Below are 23,322 nucleotides of genomic sequence, written 5' to 3' on the forward strand. Positions count from 1 at the left end.
TAAAGTCTAAAAATAATTTCTACTTTTTACTTGTAACTGTATAACCATACAGTATACTTCGCAACTAACTACTGTATACCAATTAGTATTGAAGTAAACCTCTTCAATACCGACAATTACAAAGGACATTCTGATGGATGACAATAAAACTAGAGCGTTGAGCGCCGCCTTAGGCCAAATCGAAAAACAATTCGGTAAAGGCTCTATCATGAAATTAGGCGATAATAAAACCATGGACGTTGAAACAATTTCAACGGGCTCACTGGGTTTAGATATAGCGCTTGGTGCGGGTGGTTTACCTTTAGGACGAATCATTGAAATTTACGGTCCAGAGTCTAGTGGTAAAACCACTTTAACCCTTGAAGTCATTGCAGAAGCACAACGTAACGGTAAGGTTTGTGCTTTTATTGATGCAGAACATGCACTTGATCCTATTTATGCTAAAAAACTTGGGGTTGATGTAAAGGAGCTATTAGTCTCGCAACCCGATACAGGTGAGCAAGCATTAGAAATTTGTGACATGTTAACTCGTTCTGGGGCAGTTGATGTGATTGTCGTGGACTCGGTTGCAGCGCTTACTCCTAAGGCTGAAATTGAAGGCGATATTGGTGATTCACACATGGGGTTAGCTGCCAGAATGATGAGCCAAGCCATGCGTAAATTAACGGGTAACTTAAAGCAGTCGAATACTATGTTGATTTTTATCAACCAGATTCGTATGAAAATTGGGGTGATGTTTGGCAGTCCAGAAACCACAACAGGTGGTAATGCCTTGAAGTTTTATGCCTCAGTGCGTTTGGATATTCGCCGTACTGGTGCGGTTAAAGCGGGTGATGAAATAGTCGGCAACGAAACCCGAGTAAAAGTGGTTAAAAACAAGATTTCTCCACCATTTAAACAAGCTGAATTTCAAATAATGTATGGCGAAGGCATTAATAGTTATGGTGAGCTGATCGATTTAGGGGTCACCCATAAAATGGTTGAAAAAGCCGGTGCTTGGTACAGCTATAACGGTGAACGTATTGGGCAAGGTAAAGCCAATTCAATTGTTTATTTAAAAGAACATCCTGATATGGCAGCGGATATTGATAAACGTTTAAGAGATTTATTATTATCTAAGCCTGTAGATGCTGATGAAGCGCCGCAAAAAGAAGGTGCTGAATAGCTCAAAGTGCTGAAAAAACACATAAAAAAACCGCTGTAGCGGTTTTTTTATGTGTTTAAGTTTTTATATCAGTTTTTAAACAAAGGGCCTGATTGACTTAGCCTAACCTTGGACGGTCAAGTTATCTAAGTTATTAATTAACTGAGCGCTGGCTTGTTCCATTTTTTCAAAAAATTGCAAACTTTGTTTAACGTTACCACTTTGCAGTTCTTTTAATGCGGCAATGCCATTTTGGTGAACATCACTGTGATGCCTTTCCATGGATTTATAAGACGAACTATCTTGGTATTTGCGTGAATTATCGCTGTTGTACCACAATCCCAATCTACATTGTTTATGATCTACAAATGAATCAATAGATTTTTGTGAGCGTCCTAAGGCGACTTCGTAGACTTCGCCCTTCCATACAATATGGTCTAGCTTCACTGTCTGAATAAAACTGCTCTCTGACGCTCCAAGAATGGAGGTTTTCATCGACCCAACAGTAGAGTTAATTCCACTATAACTGGTATTTAAGCCTGCAATAGTGTTAGACAACTCTACGTTAGACTCTTCAAGAGCCGTCGCAAATTTAACCCCAGACTCAGTGTCTTGTTTAATTCTTGCAATAAGACCGCCTACTTCTTCAGCAGATTTACTGGTGTTGCTTGCCAAGCTTCTTACTTCATCGGCTACAACTGAAAACCCTCGTCCAGCATCACCGGCCCTTGCCGCTTCAATTGCGGCGTTAAGCGCTAACAAATTGGTTTGGTCAGATATTTTCGAAATGGTTTCTACAAAAGAATTAATACTGTCGGCGATAGCTTCTAAGTTAGCCATACTTTGCGACATGTTTTGCATTTTTTCTGTCATTTGCTCCATGCCGCCAGCGATACCCGTTATGGATTCTTGACCGCTATCCAAGACTTGATTGAGTTCATTGATGGATTGAGCTTCATCTTCGATCATTTCATAGGAAGACAAAACCGATTCTCTAATGCTGGTGATTTGGCTAATACAATCTAGTAAATTGGGCCATATTTGGTTGTCAAAACTCACCTCTGCCGCTGTGGCTGAAGCCGTTTTCAAATCACTTATTTCTGCTATGAGGTCTTCGTTCTCAGTTTTATAGCGATTTTTCTCTGCTTCTACTTGAGCTAATTTTTGTTCTAATTCAACATATCTGCTTTTACTGACCAACATGAATTGAGACTCCATATATAATAAATAGTAAAGGTCCGATGTCCCTTTTTATAAGCTAGTGAGAATTTATAGCATAAGTTTTCACTTAGCACTGCGTAATTCTGTGGCGATTAGATTAGTTTTCGGCTGATTGCCGAAGAACTAAAATTATTATGTTGTTTCGCAAACTTTTGCTTTCATCTTAATTCTTAGCTTTTAATCACATGCCAGACACGTTTGATTGAGGCTATGTCATTCGGACTAAGAGCACTGAATTCACACTTTTTTAGACACTTTGTTATGCATTTTTGCCCAACTATCAGGAAACTTACCTTGTAATACGTATGAAAAAGAAATGAGTTCTGCAATCACATGGTATAGCTGTTCGGGGATTTCTTGACCTAAGTCTAAAGTGGCAAGGAAATCACTCAGGTAAGGATCTTCATGTACTAACACGCCATTTTGTCTGGCGAGTGCGATAATGTCGTCAGCTAAGTCACCAAATCCTTTGACGACAATAGTGGGAGCGGATGATTGGCCTTGGGCAGTGTTGTCACTGTGGTTGTTTTGTTGATATTTAAGGCCAACTGCGCTTCTTTGCTTGTGCTTATTTGATTTTTGATCTTTCATTATTATCGTGCTCTTTTACGCTTTGGCTTGAAACATGTGATAAGGGCGTTGTTGCAGAGTATCTGGAATTTTTCCCAGCTGGCAATGGCTTTTGCTGACGTCAATTCCAAGTGAATCAAATTTTCTGCGTAATAAGGGCAAATAGTTCATTACCTGAATTTTCACCGCTTCGTTAGACGCATAAAAATTAATCTCTAAGGTATCGGCTCTCAGTTTTGCCTTTGTGAGTAATTCTCCTAATTCACCCACAGCCAGTTTCATAGTGAGCTGCCACGTTTTATTACTACTTCCATTCTCAGAGGCGTTTTCTTTATGGTTTTCTTCGCGTTTAATCAGTAATTCTATGTCTTTAATTGTGCCGCCTAAAGCAGCTGGTAAATTGTAATAGAAGGTGTCTTGCCCCTGAATCATTTGTTCAGCATTGCTCAATTTGTTGGCTTGATGTCCAGACATCAAACGCCCAATTTCTTTCATTAATTGGTGTTTTTGTTCTAACTGCGAAAAATCAGTCATGGCTTTTGGCGTAATAGTTGTGGACGGATTTTTAGTGGCGCCGCTTAAAACATTGTTTAGGGTTTCGGTAATATGCCCAGCGCGAGCCGTTTGAGTTCGCGCCAGTCTTGCACTTAGAGACATTTGTAAGAGCGTGACTAAACCACTCATAAAACCTTGCCCAGTTGTTGGATTGACCATTTGTAAAGCTGACAAATTGAGGGCAGGAGTGGACAGTAGTTGGCGTATCTGACTTACATCTTGCTCTTTTCCCTGAGGTAGCGCTTGTTTGATTTGCTGCTGAATTTGTTCAACTAATTGCTTACTTGGTTGTTCTGTCTCAGCTTTAAAAAACGCCGTATCACCTAGCGCTTTCTCTACAGCCTGAAGGGGAATAGCAGGTGATTCCGCTTTGGCTTGGACTATTCGCAATAAGCTTTGTACAAGATTAAGTTGTTGCGTTTTGTTAGCCATGAGATTGGGGGTGATCACACTTTCTTTAAAAGGTGTGTTTTGTACAGCGGTCAGCAAATTTGACGCTGCGTCTTTCAGGTTTAATTTTATGTCTTGATATTGATTACCATCGACGCTTGGTACCGCTACGTTCGATTTAGCCATGGTTGGAAGGGGGGCTGGTACAGGCGTACTTGATTTCTGTGTCGTTGGGAGCAATTCAGACTGTGAAGATTGTTGTTTGTTGCTTGAAGTGATTAATTCAATCTGCTTAAGGAGAGCCTGTTGATTGGGCAATTTAAGCGGCGCCAATGCTTGGGCAATTTCTTTAGTGACAGGAATTTTCGCCACCGGTTGTATATTTTGCAGCAATAGTTCAATTTCACCTCTTGGCCTTAATTGTAGTGAGATTTTATCTAAAGGCAGCGATTGTAACTTGTTTAGTAGTATTTGATTTTGTGGGTCGTGAATTTTGGTTAGCTGCTGAAGCACGGGTTTGATAGGCAGTTCTAAATGTACGTCGTTAGTTTGACTTAGCTGCTGCAAGCTGGCTTTAATTATAGGTGTCGCAAGCAAAGGAGCGAGTATACTTTGTTGACTATTCGCGACTTTTGATTGTGAATTTGGTTCTAAACTGACGCTGGTTCGCGTGTCTGTATTAGGTAAGTTTGTTGGCGCTATCTGTTGTAAAAGCGGGTTGGCGATTTTAGTCGATGCAATCTGCAACGGTGTCGCGACAGAGTGGTTTCTTAACTGCACTTTATCGGCGGCACTATTATCGGAAGCGCTATTTTGGGCTTGATTCGCGGGGCCGGTTTGGTTTTGTGCAATAGTCAATTGCCAATTGTTCCCCCTAGGACTAATGGTAAGAGATACTTTTTCTCCTATAGTGAACTGATTCGCGTTTTTTACAGGCAAGCTTAATTCAACCGCGGGTCGTTGTTCATTTAACGTTACTTTAATAAGGTTTTGCTGGCTTGTGACAGTAGAGTTTGGTTCCAAGTTTGCACTAGACGTGTGTGATTTTAGTTGCTCGGGGGAATTACCTGGGCTGGGTATTACCGATAAAATAGTGGCATTTAGTAAAGGCAATTTGATGGAAATATTTGTCTTTATCTGCGGGTTATTTGTTAGTAGCTGTTTTGCAGGTAATCTAAGTAAACTCTGAAGTTGCTGTTCTGTGAGGGCTACGACACAGGATTGTTTGCTACTAGCCTGTGAAAAAAACTCTAAGTTGGGAATAGGCTCTAAAGAAATTTTTACCTGATGATTTTGGCCTTCGATGAGTTTGCCTTTAATTTCAGGGTTATTTAACAAAACGGTTTTATTCAGCAACACAGTGCTTTTATTTAAACTTAGGGTGTTACCCGCTAAATGTTTTACTAACACCTCAATTCCTTGACGCGCGGCTTCTGACGTAGGGGCCAATTGACTCAACTGGGTCAGTGCCTGAGAAATAGTGGCTTGTGAAGATTGAGTAATATCAGGCATATAAATGTTATCGGCTGATGTCAAGAAGCTTGAGTTAAATCACAGTTTACTCGCAACTAACCTATATTGGCTAATCTGCTTATTCATTTGCTGTGCTTTAGTGCAATTGATAGTAGTGCAAAAGAATTATTTTTGATGACGTTTATCGTATTTATGACTCATGATTATTTTGTTACTAAATGCTGGTAACTATTTGGCTTAGCTAGTAGGTCAAGGGCCAACCCTATGATATTATTAACGGCTAACTTGCGGAGTGCTCTGTAAAATTATATAGAATCGAAATTGAATAAACGAGGATAGGTTTGGCGCTACTTTCTGTAACTAATTTATCGGTTGTCAAAAGAGATAGGTTATTGTTTGAAAACATAAACTTTGCTGTTGAACCAGGCGGTTTACTTTATGTCAAAGGCCAAAATGGTGCCGGTAAAACCAGTATGCTGCGAGTGTTAGCAGGATTAGTTTCCGCCGATTCTGGTGAGGTGTATTTCTCTGAACAAAGCATTCAAGCAAGTCGTGAAAGTTACCACCAAGACTTAGTGTATTTTGGTCACAAATTAGGTATTAACCAGACCATGAGTGCGGTGGAAAATTTACAATTTTGGTGTAAACAACATCAAGTAATCATTTCAATTGAGACAATTTTTAGTACTTTACTACAGCTTAATTTGGTTGGTTTAGAAGATATTCCCGTTGCCAATTTATCAGCAGGACAACAGCGCAGAGTCGCGTTGGCGCGGTTTTGGTTAAAACAAGATGCAAAACTGTGGATATTGGACGAACCTTTTACTGCTCTTGATACCCAAGGCATTGATTTATTGAGTAAACAAATCACTAAGTTTCTTAATAGCGGCGGCGCGGTGATAATGACTTCTCATCAAAGGTTGAATTTAGATTACCCGACTGATGAGTTGACCTTGGAGTATCGTATTTAGTGGCAGCATTGATGGCTATATTAAAGCGTGACCTCGCCTTGGCTTATCGTCAAAGGGCAGAGTTATTGCAACCCATGATGTTTTTCGCATTGGTTATTAGTTTATTTCCCTTAGCGGTTGGACCTGAATCAAATACGTTAAAGATTATTGGGCCCGGGGTCATTTGGGTTGCCGCAATATTGTCATCACTATTAGGTTTAGAGCGTTTATTCCGTGATGACTTTCAAGATGGTTCCCTAGAGCAACTAATGTTGTCCACTACGCCATTGGCGGCAGCAGCGTTGATAAAAGTTTTGGCCCACTGGTTAACGAGTATTTTCCCCTTGATCTTATTGTCGCCTTTGCTGGCATTGTTTTTACATTTAAGTGAGCCTATGTATTGGGCATTGTTGAAAACATTGCTTCTAGGTACACCAATATTGAGCCTTATTGGAGCGATAGCCGTAGGTTTGACAGTGGGGTTAAATCGCGGAGGCGTGTTGTTAGCTTTGTTGTTACTGCCGGTATTTATTCCGTTATTAATCTTTGCTACCTCGGCAGTAGAGTCTGCTTCAATGCAATTGCAATATACAGCTCAACTAGCGATTATCGGCGCAATGTTTCTTTTTTCTCTAGCCTTGGCGCCTTTTGCCATTGCTTATGCACTTAGAGTGAGTCAAACCTGATGTGGAAGTGGTTACACCCTTACGCTAAAACTGAACGTACTTATCATTTATGCCAAAGGTTATTGCCTTGGTTTAGTTTAGTTGGATTACTAGTGATACTAGTGGCTACCGTTTGGGGACTGGCTTTTGCCCCTACGGATTATCAACAAAGCGAAGCTTACCGAATTATTTATGTCCATGTTCCAAGTGCGGTGCTCTCAAAAAGTTTATATAGCGCGATGGCTATTGCTGGTTTTATTGGTTTGGTATGGCAAGTTAAAACGTCATTTATGGCGATGATTGCTTTAGCGCCAATAGGTGCCACTGTGACTTTTGTGTCACTCATTACTGGTGCGGCTTGGGGGAAACCTATGTGGGGCACATGGTGGGAGTGGGATGCACGATTGACATCGCAATTGATTTTGCTTTTTTTGTTTCTTGGCGTGATTTCGTTGTACAAAGCCTTTGAAGATAAACAACAAGCAGGCAAGGCCGCTGGGGTGATGGCATTGGTCGGAGTGATTAATTTGCCGATTATTCACTACTCAGTGGAGTGGTGGAATACGCTGCATCAAGGCGCCACCATTATGAAGTTTGATAAACCTTCGATGCCTGCAGAAATGTTATGGCCACTACTTTTGGCAATATTGGGCTGGGCATTGGTCAGTGGCGCTATTTTTCTACTACGTATGCAAAATGAAATAATTAGAAGAGAAATTAAGCGCCCTTGGGTGGTGGCATTGGCAGTTAAGAACGCTTCGGTGAGTAAGGGGAAATAATGCATTTTGAAGACTTTAGTAGTTTCCTTGATATGGGAGGGTACGGTTTATATGTATGGTTATCTTTTGGTGCGACAGCACTAAGCTTGTTGGTTTTGTGGCTGAACTCACTGTTTTCAAAACGAGCATTAATGACTCAAGTTTTGAGGGAGCAGGCAAGGCAAGCACGCATTAAAGCCGCAACTGAACAAACTATTAAAGGAGATTCAGCATGAATCCAAGACGTCAAAAACGTTTGATGGCGGTGTCTGCAATCGTATTGATAGTAGGCGGCGCTATTGGTTTGATGTTGTATGCATTAACCCAAAATATCGACTTGTTTTATACCCCTTCAGAAATTATCCAAGGAAAAGATGGGAAAATTCCCCAAGTTGGTCAGCGTTTACGTATTGGAGGCATGGTTGTACCCGGGACAGTCAAACGTGATCAGCAAACCTTAGCCGTGAGTTTTGACTTAGTGGATACGGGCCCTACAGTCACTGTGAGTTATCAAGGAATTCTGCCCGATTTGTTTCGTGAGGGGCAGGGCATAGTCGCCACTGGAGTGTTGACCAAGAATAATCATATTAAAGCGCATGAAGTGTTAGCTAAACATGATGAAGAATATATGCCACCAGAATTGGCTGAAAAAATGAAGGGTATTAAACATGTTAAACCTGACCAAGCAAGCTATGGCAAACCAGGAGCAGGTGAATAATCATGTTAGCTGAATTAGGCAATTTTGCTTTGGTACTAGCACTTATGATGGGGATATTGTTGTCTATCTATCCTATGTGGGGCGCTTATAAAAATCATACTAAAATGATGGCAATGGCAAAACCTTTAGCCATTGGAATGTTTGTGTTTACTGCTTTTGCTTACGGGTGTTTGACCCATGGTTTTATAAGCGACGATTTTAGTTTGACTTATGTCGCCAATACTTCGAACAGTACTTTACCTCTTTACTACAAAATTACAGCTGTGTGGGGCGGCCATGAAGGGTCGTTCTTACTTTGGGTGCTGATATTTTCCATGTGGACTGTGGCGGTAGCTCTTTTTAGTAAGGCGATACCTATCAAAATGGTCGCTAGAGTGTTATCTATTTTAGGTATGGTGGGCATCGGCTTTTACTTGTTTATGTTACTCACCTCCAACCCGTTTGATCGACTACTGCCGTTTTTTCCGATTGATGGCAAAGACTTAAATCCTTTGTTACAAGATTTTGGGATGATTATTCATCCACCTATGTTGTATATGGGATATGTTGGGTTTTCTGTTGCATTTGCGTTTGCGCTTGCTGCACTGATCTCAGGCCAATTAGATTCTACGTGGGCTCGTTGGTCTAGGCCTTGGACCATTGCGGCTTGGTCTTTTTTAACTGCTGGTGTTGCCCTAGGTAGTTGGTGGGCGTATTACGAACTAGGTTGGGGGGGCTGGTGGTTTTGGGATCCAGTAGAAAATGCTTCTTTTATGCCATGGCTCATAGGAACTGCTTTGATTCATAGTTTAGCGGTGACCGAAAAACGTAAAGTGTTTAAGTCTTGGACTGTATTATTAGCCATTTCGGCATTCTCTTTAAGTTTGCTAGGGACATTTTTAGTACGCTCTGGGGTACTAGTTTCTGTGCATTCATTTGCTAGTGATCCTAGCCGAGGATTATTCATTCTTGGTTTATTGGTGGTGATTATAGGCGGTTCTTTAGGTTTGTATGCATACCGAGCGCCGCAACTCAAAGCAACAGGTCGATACCAATTGTTTTCGAGAGAAGTGTTGTTAATTGGTAACAATGTATTTCTAACTGCCGCAACTTTAGTGGTGTTGCTTGGTACTTTGTTGCCATTAGTACATAAAGAGTTAGGAATGGGATCTATTTCAATTGGGGCGCCATTTTTTAATCAAATGTTCACTTATTTGATCATGCCTTTTGTGTTATTTATGGGAATTGGTCCACTTACTCGCTGGAAAAGCCAATCACCGCAGGCATTATACAAACAGTTGTTGTTGGCGTTTGCCTTAAGTATTTCAGCTGGAATATTAGTAAACGCGAGTTTTGAACAAAGCAGTTATATGGCTGCCTTTGGGCTAGTGATGAGTTTCTGGATTATTGTCGCCACAATTATGGAAATTCAGCAACGTATACAACCTCAACTAGTCTCAGGTAAATTAACTATTTTGCAAAGTCTGCAAAAGCTCACTCCTAGTCATTGGGGTATGGTATTTGGACACTTGGGCTTTGCGGTCACACTGATTGGTATAGCGTTAGTGAGTGCGTATAACGTCGAACGCAATCTTAGAATGACAATTGGCGACAGCGTGTCGTTACAAGGATATGAATTTGTGTTCAAGGATGTATCAAACTACACCGGGCCTAATTATACCGCAGATGTTGGTCATGTTGATGTGTACCAAAATTCTAAAAAGGTTGCACAGTTGTCTGCAGAAAAACGTTTTTACCCAGTACAACGTAACGTCATGACAGAAGCGGGTATCGATTCTGGGTTAACGCGAGATTTATTTGTGGCATTGGGCGAACAGCTTAAAAATGGTGATTGGTCAGTACGAATCTATGTGAAACCTTTTATTAATTGGATATGGCTAGGCGCCTTTATTATGGCCTTTGGTGGCGTATTGTCTATTAGTGATAGGCGTTACCGTATGACAAAAATGGCTAAAAAACCTCAAGTGGACAAGACACCCTCTCCGGTTTTAAAGGAGCAAATATCGTGAAAAAAATAGCCGTTTATTTAATACCTTTGGCGTTGTTTTTAGGATTAATTATATTCCTGTATCAAGGTTTATTTTCTAATCCAAGAGAACATCAATCTAGTTTACTTGACCAGCCGATGCCTGAGTTTGTATTGCCTGATTTGATGGACATCGAAAAGACCTATAACCAAGATGTATTTCTTGGTGAAGTCACGTTGCTCAATGTCTGGGGTGTCTGGTGTATCACCTGTGCTATAGAATTACCATATTTGAAACAACTACAGGGTGAAGGCAAGCACATTGTAGGTTTGTACTTTGATCAAGACATGGATCCTGATTTTGGAATTAAAACCGTGGCGCGAGTACAACAGGAAGTAACCGATAAGCTCAGCCAGCTAGGTAATCCTTATGCTTTCAATATTTTTGATGTAAAGCGAGATTTATCTTTAGACCTTGGTGTGACTGGCGCCCCAGAAACCTATTTAATTGATCAACAGGGAAAAATACGTCTTCATCATATTGGTGATATTAATGCGCGCGTTTGGAATAAAAAATTTGCACCAGTTTATCAAGAGTTGACCGCACAATGAGTCTATTTAAACGCTGTTTAATTATGATAGTTTTGGGTTTTTTGTCTATTCAAGTTCTAAGTACAGAAGATAAGTTTCATTTTGATTCGGCTGAAAAGAACGCGTTATTTTTAGAATTGACCAAAGAATTACGATGTCCTAAATGTCAAAACCAAAACATTGCCGATTCTGATGCCATGATAGCGGTGGATCTAAAACGCAAGGTATACGAGTTACTGCAACAAGACTATGACAAAGAACAAGTGATAGCTTTTATGAAAAAACGGTATGGGGATTTTGTCTACTATCAACCACCGGTAAACCCAATGACTATTTGGTTATGGCTGTTGCCAGTGTTGTTTATTTTTATTGCTTTGGTTGGAATAATCATTTCTCGCAAACGCCAAGCTCCAGAGATTAGTCAAGAACAGTTAGATAAAGCACAAGCAATTTTGGAGCGTGAGCAGTGAGCCTTTTTTATCTTGGTGCAGGATTGTCTGTCCTAATTGGTCTGATGTTTATTGCCTTTCCGTGGTTACGTAACAACGGGAATGATTCACTCAGTACGTTAACCAATAAGAGCTTAATTAAACAACGCCTTGCAGAATTGCACTCAGAGCAACAACTTGGGTTATTGAACGATAGCGACAGACAACAATCAGAAAATGAGTTAAAACTGGCTCTGTTAGATGAATTAAATACCAATGAAACTCGCGAAACTAAAACTAGTATTGCAATTGTAGTTGGTGCGCTGATGAGTTTGTCGGTAGGTATTGGTGCCTATCTATATGCTAATCAAATTCAACCTATTCAGCAGTGGCAGAGCGCGCGGCAGCAAACTAGCGAACTTGGGCAGCGCATGATTAAGGGTGACGAGAGTCTTAATTTGCAAGATTTACAAACCTTTGCTTTGGGCCTGAGAACCAAATTGTTAGATACCCCAGAAGATGCAACGGGATGGATGTTGCTAGGACGAGTATCAGGTGCGATTAACCGAATCGATAGTGCTATTCAAGCGTTTGAGAAATCTTTGAAGTATGACCCAAGTAATGTAGGGACTCTGTCGAGCTATGCGCAAGCATTGTTGATGACGGGACAACAACAGCAAGTATTGCAGGCCAAAAATGTATTGCTGCACATTTTGACTTTAGAGCCAGACAATACAAACGCGATGGGAGTGTTAGCTATTGCAGCCACCGAGTTAGGCGATAAGTCATTAGCCCTTGAAAACTGGCAACGTTTAGTGGCGTATATACCAGAGTCTGATCCTAATTTTATGGCGGTTAAACAACGAATTGTGGAACTACAGGCAGAGCTTGGGCAGTTGAGTCCGGAGCTTGAAAACCACGCCAAGCCAGCCTCTGAAAGCTCAAATTCAACTCGTGTTTTAGTAACCGTTAATATCAGTGAAGGGTTACAAGAAAAGTTGCCAAAAGAAGGCTACCTATTTGTATTTGCACAAGAAAGTACTGGGAAAGTAAGAATGCCTGCTGCTGTAGTCAAAATGCCGTTGGGGGAGTTTCCCGTTGTGGTGGAGCTTTCAAATGCTAATGCGATGATGCCAAACTATACTTTGTCGCAATTACAACAGGCTAAGTTAGTGGCGCGGATCTCTATGGACGAAAATGTTGCTCAATCAGTGGGAGAATTCCAAGGTGAAGGTCTGGTGATTCTAAGTTCAGAGCAGATGAACCAAGAAACCATAACGATAAATAGAGAATTATGATGAATAAAGTAGGTGTGATAGTTTTAGTAACGGGATTGTTGTTAGGAGGGTGTGCGTCGCAACAAACGACGGCTGAAAAAGCGCAACAATATGAAGACCCCAAAGATCCTTTAGAGTCATTCAATCGCACGATGTGGGATTTTAACTATGAGGTCTTAGATGAATATATCTTGCGACCTACAGCTGTGGCTTATGTGGACTATATGCCACAAATCGCGCGCACTGGCCTATTAAATATGGCTGACAATCTAGAAGAGCCCTCTAACGGCCTGAATAATTTGTTGCAGGGTAAGCTGGACGGTACGTTTATAAGTCTGGGGCGCTTTCTACTGAACTCCACGGTAGGTTTGTTAGGCTTGATTGATGTTGCTAGTGAAATTGGATTGAATCGTGAGGAAGAAGAATTTGGTGAAGTATTAGGAAAATGGGGGATAAATACCGGACCATATTTGATGGTACCTGCTCTAGGACCGAGTGACCCGCGCAGTTTAGTGGGGGTTGTGGTTGATTCCTCTTATACGCCTATTGATGGTCTTAACTTTTACTTAAGTTTTCTGCGAGTGGGAATTCAAGCATTGGAAAGCCGAGCATCCGTCATTCAACAAGAACAACAATTAGATTCTTCAGCTGACCCTTATGCTTTCGTCAAAAGTGCTTATTTCCAAAATCTAGAATTTAAAGTGACAGATGGAAAGATAGAAAAATCTGCAGAGGAAGAAGCCTTAGAAGACGACATTGATGCGTTTTTGGATGAATTTTAATTAAAGGTTACATTAAACCTATTAAAGTTTGAATCACAAAGCCCTGAATATTTTCAGGGCTTTTTATTAGATGGACACGTTATTTATAACCGTCTGGGTTATTGGCTTGCCAATTCCAAGAGTCTCTGCACATTTCGGCTAGTCCTCTGGTGGCTGTCCAACCCAAAGCGTCGCTAGCTGTTTTGGGATCCGCATAACAAGAGGCTACGTCACCTTCTCTGCGAGGTACAAATTGGTAAGGTATCGCTTTGCCACTTTGTTTTTCGAATTCTTTTACCATATCCAGCACACTATAACCTTGGCCAGTCCCTAGGTTATAAGTCACTATGCCTGGAGCAGTGTAAAGCTTCTCTAACGCTTTTAAATGGCCAGCGGCCAAATCTTCTACGTGTATATAGTCTCTAACACCAGTGCCATCTGGGGTGTCGTAATCATTGCCGTAAATTGAAAGTTGCTGGCGTTTTCCTGTGGCTACTTGAGTGATATAAGGTGTTAAATTATTAGGAATACCATTGGGATCTTCACCGATAAGTCCAGATGGGTGAGCGCCAGCAGGATTAAAGTAACGCAATAGCGCAATATTCCAGTCGTTGTCAGATTTATACAAATCACCTAATACCAATTCAACCATCAACTTTGACATGCCATACGGATTGGTCGGTTGACCTGTTGGCATATCTTCACGAAGGGGCAATTCAACAGGATCGCCATAAACCGTTGCTGAAGAACTAAAAACGAGATTTTTAACCCCGAATTTTTTCATCGCTTCGCATAACGTTAAAGTGCCATAGACATTGTTATTATAATAATTGAGTGGTTTTTCTACGGATTCACCAACAGCTTTTAATCCTGCAAAATGAACGACCGCGTCAATTTTATGTTTAGAAAAAAGTAACTCTAGAATAGTGTGATCGCGAATGTCACCTTGAACAAAAATAGTACTTTTTCCGGTTAGTTTTTCAACGCGATTTAACGATTCCTGAGAAGAGTTACATAGATTGTCCAACACTATAACCTGGTTGCCAGCCTCTAGCAGTTGCAAAACAGTGTGACTACCTATGTAACCTGCTCCGCCCGTAACCAAAATGGTCTGCATAATTAATCTCCCTGAGTTTGAGGTTTTGGAATATATTTAGCACACAAACCATATTGTACTGGTTTGACTAGCAAAGGATAAAGCAAGGTTACTAACAATGCCCAAACTATTGCCATCCAGTTTGTTGCCATTTGAATTATAAATACAAATATGGGAATCACGACCAACATTTTTAAAATATTGAGTAATAACTTTTCAGGCCCAATTAGTTTGCTTTGGGCTATTTGAATTGCTGCCAATCTTTCGGTGAGAGGTAAATGTTGTAGTTGTGGAATGTTTTTAGTAGAAAAATACAACTTCATATTAAGAATGACCTGCGGTTGAGGTTAACTAGCCCAACTCAGTCCACGGATTGAGTTAGGCATTAGATCTTAATGATTAGTTTACCTTAATTGCTTGCTTTATCTGCCAGTTTTTCCCATTTCTTAGTTTTAAACGTTAATAGGAAAATGACAATACCGATTGCGATGGTAAATAGACTGATTTGAAGGTACAAATTAGGCATGTCTTCTACTTTGTTTGGATCAAAGTTACCCGCTAATAAGCCTGCAATTACGTTACCTATGGAGTAAGTCAGTACAAACACGCCCATCATTTGCCCTGCAAAACGCTTAGGTGATAATTTACTTACCGCGGACAAAGCAACTGGGCTTAGACATAACTCACCTACAGTGTGTAAAAAGTAGGTCGCAATGAGCCAATACGGCGCAACTTTTAACCCTGTGGCAGCTACTTGTGCGGCAAAAAACATCACAAGAAAACCTGTTGCCATAATAACCAAACCAATGGCACATTTAAGACCATAAGAAGGAGTGATCATTTTTTTAGCCATGTTAATCCACATAGCTGCAAAGAAAGGTGACAAAATAATAATAAAAGTAGAGTTGGCTGATTGTAACCATTCAGGGGGAATTTCAAATGTTCCAATAATTCTATCAGTATAGTTTTGTCCGAATAAATTTAAAGAGGAGCCAGCTTGTTCAAAGCCTGTCCAGAAAAATATAGAGGCCACACAGACTAAAAATAATGCCCCTAATTGACGCTTTTCATCGGGCGTATTGTTTCCAAGAAAAAACACCGCTGCGAAGTACACTAAAAATAACAGTGTCGCAATAATTGCGAATTTCTCTGCCACTACTACCGCATTAAAAGTCATCATATTGTTCATTAACATGTACGTAACAGCGACAATAGTCAGTAAAAATGCACCGATGACCGACCAACTGATTTTTGTTGCTTTAGGTGACAACTTTACTGTGGGCTCTGCGCCGGCACCGTTTAATTTGTCAAGGGTCATTTTATAGGTAATTAAGCCAATCCCCATACCAACTGCGGCTGCACCAAATGCCCAGTGCCAGCCCATATTGAGGCGTAAATAACCACATACAGTGTAGCCAATTAAAGAGCCTAAATTGATACCTAAGTAATAAAGCGTGTAACCACTATCTCGTCTTTTGTCTTCGCTAGAATATAACTGACCAACCATAGCGCCAATATTCGGTTTGAGTAATCCTGTTCCCAAAACCACTAAAATTAAACCGATAAAAAAGGTGGTGTCATCCGGAATGGCTAACACTATATGGCCACACATTATGATTATACCGCCATACCATACGGCTTTTTGTCCACCTATCAAACGGTCTGCCATCCAACCGCCAGGCAAGCCCATTAAATAGACCGAGCCAGTGTACAGACCATAAATAGCGGTAGCCGAAGCAACGGTGATAGCTAACCCACCTTCTTGCATAGATGCGGTCATAAAAAGTACTAACATGGCACGCATACCGTAGTAACTCATGCGCTCCCACATTTCGGTGGTAAATAGTGTCAGCAGACCTCCGGGATGCCCCAAAAAGTCTTTTGTTTTTGATTGAACTGATTCAGTTGTCATTTAATCTGCCTTTTATTTTTATAGTGTTTGACAAGTTAGGTTAAGCTTCAAGCGTCAGCCTCCCTGAAGGCCGAAAATATTTGAAGCCGATGCGTTCTCAATATAGTTGTAATCAATTTTAAAATTCGTGTTGAGAAAACACCTAACTATGCCTGTCGTTTTGGACGCCTTGTTTATACTAGAGTCGCCACAACAACTCAAGAAAACTGCGAATTCACCCGCGATAATTAAACTATTTTTGTAATTAATCCGATTTTTTAATTTAGTTTTTGTAACGCATTCTCTATTGCATGGGTATTTGCATATAAAGTCGATTGCTGAGGGTTTTGGAGTACCCAATGCTAAAACGATGTAAAGAGCTCTGGTTTCATCAGATCAATTAACTGCAGATCTTATTAATCCAACACTTGCGTTTAGATAGTGTTTTTGGTCTCATTGTTTATATTTTAATATGTAAATCTAAATAGAAATGCCAAAAATTTGATAAGGGATCTAAGTTAAATGAAAGTAACAGTATTTGGAATTGGTTATGTAGGCTTAGTACAAGCAGCTGTTATGGCTGAAGTGGGTCATGATGTGGTGTGCATCGATGTTGATCAAAATAAAGTTGACCGCTTAAAAGAAGGGCATATTCCTATTTATGAACCTGGACTGACACCTTTAGTTCAGTCCAACTATGCAGCAGGTCGAGTCGATTTTACGACTGATGCGGCGCGTGGTGTAGAACACGGAGAAGTGATTTTTATTGCAGTTGGCACCCCTCCTGATGAAGACGGCTCAGCAGACTTAAAGTACGTATTGGCTGTGGCTGAAACCATTGCGACCCATATGACGTCCCACAAAGTGGTCATAAACAAATCAACTGTACCAGTTGGCACAGCGGATAAGGTTAAGGCAAAAATTGCGAATACCTTGTCTGATTCCGGTAAATCTGTGACTTATGATGTGGTGTCTAATCCTGAATTTCTAAAAGAAGGAGCTGCAGTAAACGACTGCATGCGTCCTGACCGCATCATTTTAGGTACCGACAGCGAAACGGCAGAAAAGAAACTCCGAGAGTTATATTCTCCTTTTAATCGTAATCACGATAAAATTATAGTGATGGACATTCGCAGCGCTGAACTGACTAAATATGCGGCTAACTGTATGTTGGCTACCAAAATCAGTTTTATGAATGAAATGTCGAACCTTGCAGAAGTATTTGGAGCTGATATTGAAAATGTGCGTCGCGGAATAGGCTCAGATCCACGAATTGGATATCAATTTATTTATCCTGGTTGTGGGTATGGTGGTTCGTGTTTCCCCAAAGATGTGCAAGCGCTAGCTCGTAGTGCAAAAGGAGCAGGTTATACTGCTAGGGTATTAGAAGCGGTAGAAGAAGTTAACTACGCACAAAAAGAAAAGTTGTTTGAGTATATTTCCCGTCATTTTTCTGGCGAGTTGCGAGGCAAAACTGTTGCACTTTGGGGACTATCATTTAAGCCTAATACGGACGATATGCGCGAGGCGTCTAGTCGAGTGTTAATGGAAAAGTTATGGGCTGCAGGGGCAAGTGTGAAAGCTTTTGATCCTGAGGCGATGGAAGAGACTCAACGAATCTATGGTAGTCGTGATGACTTGGCTCTTATGGGCACCAAAGAAGCGGCGTTAGAAGGCGCTGACTTTTTAGTGATATGCACCGAATGGCAAGCATTTAGAGCACCAGATTTTCAGTTAATTAAACAAAAGTTATCTATGCCATTGTTGTTTGACGGGCGTAATTTATTTGAGCCTACTCTCATGATGGAATATGGATTGCATTACTACGCCATTGGTCGTGGTTTATCAGTAAAGGAACACTAAAATGAGTCAAGTAAAAAAAGCAGTTATACCAGTAGCAGGATTAGGTACCAGAATGCTACCAGCCACAAAGGCTATTCCTAAGGAAATGTTGCCTGTGGTGGATAAACCTCTTATCCAATATGTGGTGGCAGAGTGTGTTGCGGCTGGGATTAAAGAAATAATCTTGGTTACCCATGCCAGTAAAAACAGTATTGAGAACCATTTTGATACGAGTTTTGAGCTTGAAGCAACATTAGAGAAAAGGGTTAAACGTCAATTGCTAGAGGCGGTGCAAGCTATTTGCCCTAAAGATGTCACTATCATGCATGTTCGACAAGGTGTAGCCAAAGGTCTTGGACACGCAGTGTTGTGTGCACATCCAATGGTAGGTGATGCCCCATTTGCAGTGGTGCTTCCTGACGTGATTATCGATGAATACTCTTGCAACCTGAAAAAAGATAATTTGGCCGATATGGTGGCGAAGTTTAATACTAACCGAGTCAGTCAGATAATGGTTGAGCAAGTTCCACAAGAAGATGTGAGCAAATATGGCATAGTCGACTTGGAAGGCTTGGAATTAAAACAGGGTGAGTCGGGGAAAATACACGATATGGTAGAAAAACCAGCATTAGAAGATGCACCGTCTGATTTAGCCGTTGTGGGTCGTTATGTATTGTCTGGTAAAATTTGGGACATGCTGGAATACACACCACCAGGAGCAGGCGACGAGGTTCAGTTAACAGATGCCATTAGCACCTTGATGAAAACCGAGCAAGTCGATGCTTACTATATGAAGGGTAGAAGTCACGACTGTGGCAGTAAATTAGGTTATATGACCGCTAATGTAGAATATGCGTTGCGTCATCCAGAATTGGGGCAGGAATTTAAGTCTTTTTTATCAGGCTTGAAACTTTAATAAACAGGCCGCTCATATAACTTATTGAGCGGCCTAAATTTTTGATTTAGAATTATTTTACTTTTATTTGCCCTTTTAACTTCTCAAGCATTTTTTTACCTACACCTTTTACGTTTACCAATTCGTCTACAGATTTAAATTTACCTTTTTTTGTTCGGTATTCGATAATGGCTGCGGCCTTTTTCTTACCCACACCTGGCAATGTTACAAGTTGCTCTAACGTTGCCGTATTCAAATCGACCTGTGTCATTTGTTTTTGACTCATTTTACTGTCTGCGGAGTCAGCAAATACCAAATTAGTCGAAGTAGTCAGAAATACACTGGAAAGTAATAATACAAAGATGAGTTTTTTCATAAATTAAATCCTTATAGTTGATTCCATGTTGATGCATATACATCACAATAAACATAGTAGGAACTGTCTATTTCGTAAAGCAAACAACTGAAGTGGTTGTGAAATTTATGAAGACTATTCAGTCAAAATGGCAAAAAGCATGCGAACTAGATGCTACCTCTGACATGATGTTTGATACTTTTGCTTGGTTTAGACCTATTTCACTCAATCCGTTTTTAAGGTAACGATTAGTCTCTTCACATTGACGTGCGTCATTGAAGTAATAGTTTTGGGCTAGAATTAAACCGATCCCAAGCAGGTAGCAATCTTGGTTGTTGACTGGGTTGTTGGTACCACCGTTCAATACTAGATCATAATTCACTAAAACCTTCAGCATCGATTCGTTTTGCTGCCATGATTTGGCTAACAAATAACCGCTATTTTTGAGGTCTTCTGTTGCTTTTACGTTAACCAGACTCGCCAAGCTAAATTTAGGGGCCACTGATCTCTCCCAGTGGTTTAAGGTACGAAAATTCGGGAGTGTGAATAACCTAGAAATTAAAAAATATGCTGTGGTGCGAGCTAATTCGGGCGTGGTTATTTTTGTGTTTGATGCGAGTTTAGAGACGATATTTATAAAAATCTCACTAAAGGTTAACAGTGCTGGTTGTAGTGGAAAGTATTGTTGGTTCAGTCGAGATAATAGCGAAAACTCTAATAATAAACTGTTGGTTCGTTCAAAACCTAGCATTGCTAACCCATGCTGCGTGTTCTGCACAGTCTGCTTTTGCCTATTAATCAAAGAAGCAGCAGCTTGCAGTTGTTGGGCATAAGTGGGGTCTTTCTCAATGGCTTTTATAATCAGCGTAATATCAGAATCTACGTGATTGAGCTGATCTTGAATGACCAATAAAGATGCAGGTGCATGCTGAAACGGTCGTATTAAATCAAACGCTGCTTTTTGAGTATTATCTTTATTGTGAAATAACCACTGCTCCAACTCAGTGCCCCACCAGAGGTTAAGTTGAGTGAACCTTTTGAGTTGCTGGCATGGATAAACTTTGGCTATTTGCTGTGTTGCTGTGAATTGAATGCCTGCCTTCGCTGAATCCAATTCCTTAGTCGATTTGTTTGCTAAAGGTTTAGTGACTATCCCGTCAATACATATAGATAAAACTATATGTAAAGAACCATCTTGTAAGCGAACATAACTACCTACTGGTATCAGGCAAGGGTATGCTAGTAGTGGGACAATTAAAGTATACCATTTTTGACAACAAATAAAACTTAAGTGTTTGATTGCCTTAGGGAAACTAAGTAATTTTCCATGTGGTTTAGGCATGCACAATATCGCTAATTTGTTGGCTATATAAACTAACGCTAATGACAGACTATTCACGCTGCGCCAAGAGTAATGACTTGAATGGACATGTGGGCAGAGTCGATAACTAGATAACCATAACTGCTGCTGATTGGTTGTTAATAGCTGAATAAACGTTGTGTTTTGTAATCCGATTTTTGGTGTGCTTGCGTTTGTGGCACTGTGGTCCATTCGATAATGTTCTTCGATAGATGATTGTTCTAATCCGTAGATGCTGACGGAGCCACACATTAATTGTAGTGTAACTGACGGCGCAAACTTGTTTCTAACCGCCATTAAGCAGGTTAATACTGCTGAATTGAAAGAAAGGTTAACGACAAGAGGCAATTGTAGTTTGTATAATTGTGGTTGCGCAAAAATGAGGTCAGGATGTGCTTTTGCTGCAGCATAGAGGTTTTTACAAAAGAGCTGCGTAGCGTTGAGTAAAGTTGTGTCTAATGGACCAGTGCGATAATTTTTAAGAAGTTTTACCAGAGCAATATAGTGTTGCTTGACTAATTTTTCTGGCATTTGAGGTTCTCTTACCCATCGACAAAAGATTGATAGGCACTGTCGCCCCATGCGATGAGTACATTATTTTCAAAAAGCAGTGCGGTGCATTCGTCTTCTGTGGTGATCCCATCTGCTTTTCTATGGTGTGTACGATAAAACATTACTTGCAGCTCCTTGCTATCGTCTCTCTTGGCTTCTGTAATGTCTGGACTTCCTAATAATTCAAGTATTTGTTTTTTCTGTACACCCAATTCAAGTTTAGAAATTTGAATTTTATTGTATTCCTGACGATCTTCCCAATCCATGTTTTGCGGAGTATCTGGATACAGTGTGATAACAGCAATAGCAAAAACAGCGTACATACCAACACCAATAACTATTCTTTTAACTACTTTTTTATTCATGTGTTTCTTTCTAACATTGGTCCAATGTTATCATATAAAATTACTTGCATGATTGCAGTGAGTTGAACGTAAATTTTAGTTAAACTAGCGTAATAGCCGCTAGTTTTAATTACTCAGTTATTTGATAACAAGGAATATATTGACTTCCGGGCAGTTTCATCCTGTGTTGCTCAACAAAAGACTCTAGTAAGCTATCCATCAATTCCATTAATTTGGGATCTCCTTTTAGTTGAAATGGGCCACACTCTTTAATTAAGGCAACTCCTTCAGACTTAACATTGCCGGCTACTATTCCTGAAAATACTTGGCGCAATGTCGCTGCAAGTTCAGTTTTAGGCTGATCAAAATTTAACTTTAGTTCAGCCATATTGTTGTGAGAAGGAATAAAAGGTCTTTGAAATTCAGAAGCAATTTTAAGCGACCAATTAAAGTCATAAGAATCGCCAGTTTGTCTTCGATAGTCTCTAACTGAGTTTTGATTCTGCTTTATTATTTGCGCTACTTTTTCGGCATCACCGACTACTATTTCATATAAATTTTGAGCTTCGGATCCTAGTGTTTTGCCAATAAATTCATCGATTGATTCAAAATAAGCTTTACTCTCTTGCGGCCCAGTGAGCACGATAGGCAATACCTGTTGTTGGTTTTGTTCATCTAACATTATTCCAATTAGATACAGCAACTCTTCAGCGGTTCCAGCACCTCCCGGGAAAATCACTATGCCATGAGATAGGCGAATAAAGGCTTCTAAGCGTTTTTCAATATCAGGCATAATCACAAGTTCATTTACAATAGCATTTGGGGGCTCGGCTGCAATGATCCCAGGCTCTGTTAAACCTAAGTAGCGGCCTTGTCTATATCGCTGTTTTGCGTGGCCGATAGTCGCCCCTTTCATTGGACCTTTCATCGCTCCTGGCCCACAACCAGTGCATATATTAAGGTTTCGTAAACCTAGTTGGTAACCCACTTCTTTGGTGTATTGATATTCGGTGGTACCAATCGAGTGTCCGCCCCAACATACAACCATATTTAACTCAGCTGTGTTTTTAATTGTTTGAGCATGCCGTAACATATCAAATACGCTATGGGTAATGTAAGCGGAGTCGGGTGTTACCTGTAGAGACTGAGCAGAGTATTTTGCTCCCATATGTAATAGGTCACGCAATACAGAAAATATGTGCTCATGCACGCCTTTTATCAATACCTCATCTACAAAGGCGTGTGCAGGTGGATTAACTAACTCTACCTTTACCCCTCTTTCGCGGATAATTAAATTGACTTCAAAGTCTTTATGAGGAGCAAATATGTCGTCGCTATTGTCTATCTCAGCACCGCTATATAAAACAGCTAAACAGCAATTACGGAATAATCTATACAAGTCGCTGTCATTTGATTCACTAAGCAAATTCACTTCTAGCTGCGATAATTGACTCATAGAACCTAGCGGATTAAGTTGAATTTTCTGCATAATCACCTGATTTTATTATGTTGTTTTTGAA

General features: G+C 40.4%; 23 protein-coding genes. 13 read left to right on the forward strand and 10 right to left on the reverse strand.

The genetic code is table 11. The annotated features are described in order from the left end of the window. Positions 1-133: 133 nt before the first annotated feature. A complete protein-coding gene (recA, locus tag ABJK37_RS15820) occupies positions 134-1,165 on the forward strand; it encodes a recombinase RecA (RefSeq protein WP_348355979.1) in 1,032 nt (343 codons plus the stop codon). A gap of 102 nt (positions 1,166-1,267) precedes the next feature. On the opposite strand, the gene ABJK37_RS15825 is transcribed toward recA, so the two are convergent. From ABJK37_RS15825 to ABJK37_RS15835, 3 genes are all read right to left on the reverse strand, one after another. After that, positions 1,268-2,347, reverse strand: a complete 1,080-nt coding sequence (locus tag ABJK37_RS15825) for a methyl-accepting chemotaxis protein (protein WP_348355982.1) — start codon at positions 2,345-2,347, stop codon at positions 1,268-1,270. A 255-nt stretch (positions 2,348-2,602) separates the two neighbouring features. Beyond that, positions 2,603-2,956, reverse strand: a complete 354-nt coding sequence (locus ABJK37_RS15830) for an EscU/YscU/HrcU family type III secretion system export apparatus switch protein (RefSeq protein WP_348355984.1) — start codon at positions 2,954-2,956, stop codon at positions 2,603-2,605. 15 nt (positions 2,957-2,971) lie between these two features. Further along, entirely contained in the window at positions 2,972-5,392 is a 2,421-nt protein-coding gene (locus tag ABJK37_RS15835) for a flagellar hook-length control protein FliK (protein ID WP_348355987.1), read from the reverse strand. A gap of 302 nt (positions 5,393-5,694) precedes the next feature. Between ABJK37_RS15835 and ccmA the strand changes: the two genes are divergently transcribed. The 10 genes from ccmA to ABJK37_RS15885 are packed head-to-tail and all read left to right on the forward strand — an operon-like array spanning position 5,695 to position 13,488. Continuing rightward, entirely contained in the window at positions 5,695-6,324 is a 630-nt protein-coding gene (ccmA, locus tag ABJK37_RS15840) for a cytochrome c biogenesis heme-transporting ATPase CcmA (protein ID WP_348355989.1), read from the forward strand. 11 nt (positions 6,325-6,335) lie between these two features. Further along, complete coding sequence (gene ccmB, locus ABJK37_RS15845) at positions 6,336-6,989, forward strand: heme exporter protein CcmB (protein ID WP_348355992.1); 654 nt, start codon at positions 6,336-6,338, stop codon at positions 6,987-6,989. Next, a complete protein-coding gene (locus ABJK37_RS15850) occupies positions 6,989-7,747 on the forward strand; it encodes a heme ABC transporter permease (protein ID WP_348355995.1) in 759 nt (252 codons plus the stop codon). The genes ccmB and ABJK37_RS15850 overlap by 1 nt, the downstream gene beginning before the upstream one ends. Next, positions 7,747-7,962: a heme exporter protein CcmD gene (gene ccmD / locus ABJK37_RS15855; protein ID WP_348355998.1), complete on the forward strand. Its 216-nt coding sequence runs from the start codon at positions 7,747-7,749 to the stop codon at positions 7,960-7,962. Before ABJK37_RS15850 ends, ccmD begins: the two co-directional genes overlap by 1 nt. After that, positions 7,959-8,444, forward strand: a complete 486-nt coding sequence (gene ccmE, locus ABJK37_RS15860; protein ID WP_348356001.1) for a cytochrome c maturation protein CcmE — start codon at positions 7,959-7,961, stop codon at positions 8,442-8,444. Before ccmD ends, ccmE begins: the two co-directional genes overlap by 4 nt. A 2-nt stretch (positions 8,445-8,446) precedes the next feature. Further along, the gene (locus ABJK37_RS15865) at positions 8,447-10,453 is read left to right on the forward strand and encodes a heme lyase CcmF/NrfE family subunit (RefSeq protein WP_348356004.1); all 2,007 of its coding nucleotides are present in this window, start codon (positions 8,447-8,449) and stop codon (positions 10,451-10,453) included. After that, complete coding sequence (locus tag ABJK37_RS15870) at positions 10,450-11,022, forward strand: redoxin family protein (RefSeq protein WP_348356007.1); 573 nt, start codon at positions 10,450-10,452, stop codon at positions 11,020-11,022. The genes ABJK37_RS15865 and ABJK37_RS15870 overlap by 4 nt, the downstream gene beginning before the upstream one ends. Continuing rightward, on the forward strand, positions 11,019-11,471 hold the full coding sequence (locus ABJK37_RS15875) for a cytochrome c-type biogenesis protein (protein ID WP_348356009.1): 453 nt from the start codon (positions 11,019-11,021) through the stop codon (positions 11,469-11,471). The genes ABJK37_RS15870 and ABJK37_RS15875 overlap by 4 nt, the downstream gene beginning before the upstream one ends. Beyond that, entirely contained in the window at positions 11,468-12,727 is a 1,260-nt protein-coding gene (ccmI, locus tag ABJK37_RS15880; protein WP_348356012.1) for a c-type cytochrome biogenesis protein CcmI, read from the forward strand. The genes ABJK37_RS15875 and ccmI overlap by 4 nt, the downstream gene beginning before the upstream one ends. Next, positions 12,727-13,488: a VacJ family lipoprotein gene (locus ABJK37_RS15885; RefSeq protein ID WP_348356109.1), complete on the forward strand. Its 762-nt coding sequence runs from the start codon at positions 12,727-12,729 to the stop codon at positions 13,486-13,488. The genes ccmI and ABJK37_RS15885 overlap by 1 nt, the downstream gene beginning before the upstream one ends. 79 nt (positions 13,489-13,567) lie before the next feature. Here the strand turns inward: ABJK37_RS15885 and galE are convergent, their stop codons facing one another. The 3 genes from galE to ABJK37_RS15900 form a co-directional block, all read right to left on the reverse strand. Then, a complete protein-coding gene (galE, locus tag ABJK37_RS15890) occupies positions 13,568-14,584 on the reverse strand; it encodes a UDP-glucose 4-epimerase GalE (protein ID WP_348356015.1) in 1,017 nt (338 codons plus the stop codon). 2 nt (positions 14,585-14,586) lie between these two features. After that, positions 14,587-14,886, reverse strand: a complete 300-nt coding sequence (locus ABJK37_RS15895) for a DUF6170 family protein (RefSeq protein WP_348356018.1) — start codon at positions 14,884-14,886, stop codon at positions 14,587-14,589. An 86-nt stretch (positions 14,887-14,972) separates the two neighbouring features. Continuing rightward, a complete protein-coding gene (locus ABJK37_RS15900) occupies positions 14,973-16,475 on the reverse strand; it encodes a peptide MFS transporter (protein WP_348356020.1) in 1,503 nt (500 codons plus the stop codon). Between the two features lie 501 nt (positions 16,476-16,976). Here ABJK37_RS15900 and ABJK37_RS15905 point away from each other — a divergent pair. Beyond that, positions 16,977-18,317 carry a UDP-glucose/GDP-mannose dehydrogenase family protein gene (locus ABJK37_RS15905; RefSeq protein WP_348356023.1) on the forward strand — a complete coding sequence of 447 codons (1,341 nt, stop codon included), beginning with the start codon at positions 16,977-16,979 and terminating at the stop codon, positions 18,315-18,317. A 1-nt stretch (position 18,318) separates the two neighbouring features. Next, a complete protein-coding gene (gene galU, locus ABJK37_RS15910; protein ID WP_348356026.1) occupies positions 18,319-19,212 on the forward strand; it encodes a UTP--glucose-1-phosphate uridylyltransferase GalU in 894 nt (297 codons plus the stop codon). A 52-nt stretch (positions 19,213-19,264) separates the two neighbouring features. Here galU and ABJK37_RS15915 read toward each other — a convergent pair whose 3' ends face one another. From ABJK37_RS15915 to ppnN, 4 genes are all read right to left on the reverse strand, one after another. Continuing rightward, entirely contained in the window at positions 19,265-19,567 is a 303-nt protein-coding gene (locus tag ABJK37_RS15915; protein ID WP_348356029.1) for a helix-hairpin-helix domain-containing protein, read from the reverse strand. A gap of 118 nt (positions 19,568-19,685) precedes the next feature. Next, a complete protein-coding gene (locus ABJK37_RS15920; RefSeq protein WP_348356032.1) occupies positions 19,686-21,437 on the reverse strand; it encodes an HDOD domain-containing protein in 1,752 nt (583 codons plus the stop codon). Positions 21,438-21,448: 11 nt separating this feature from the next. Then, on the reverse strand, positions 21,449-21,823 hold the full coding sequence (locus ABJK37_RS15925; RefSeq protein ID WP_348356035.1) for a DUF3192 domain-containing protein: 375 nt from the start codon (positions 21,821-21,823) through the stop codon (positions 21,449-21,451). A gap of 109 nt (positions 21,824-21,932) precedes the next feature. Beyond that, on the reverse strand, positions 21,933-23,291 hold the full coding sequence (gene ppnN, locus ABJK37_RS15930) for a nucleotide 5'-monophosphate nucleosidase PpnN (protein ID WP_348356038.1): 1,359 nt from the start codon (positions 23,289-23,291) through the stop codon (positions 21,933-21,935). Positions 23,292-23,322 lie beyond the last annotated feature (31 nt).

Source organism: Paraglaciecola sp. (assembly GCF_039964565.1).
GTDB lineage: Bacteria > Pseudomonadota > Gammaproteobacteria > Enterobacterales > Alteromonadaceae > Paraglaciecola.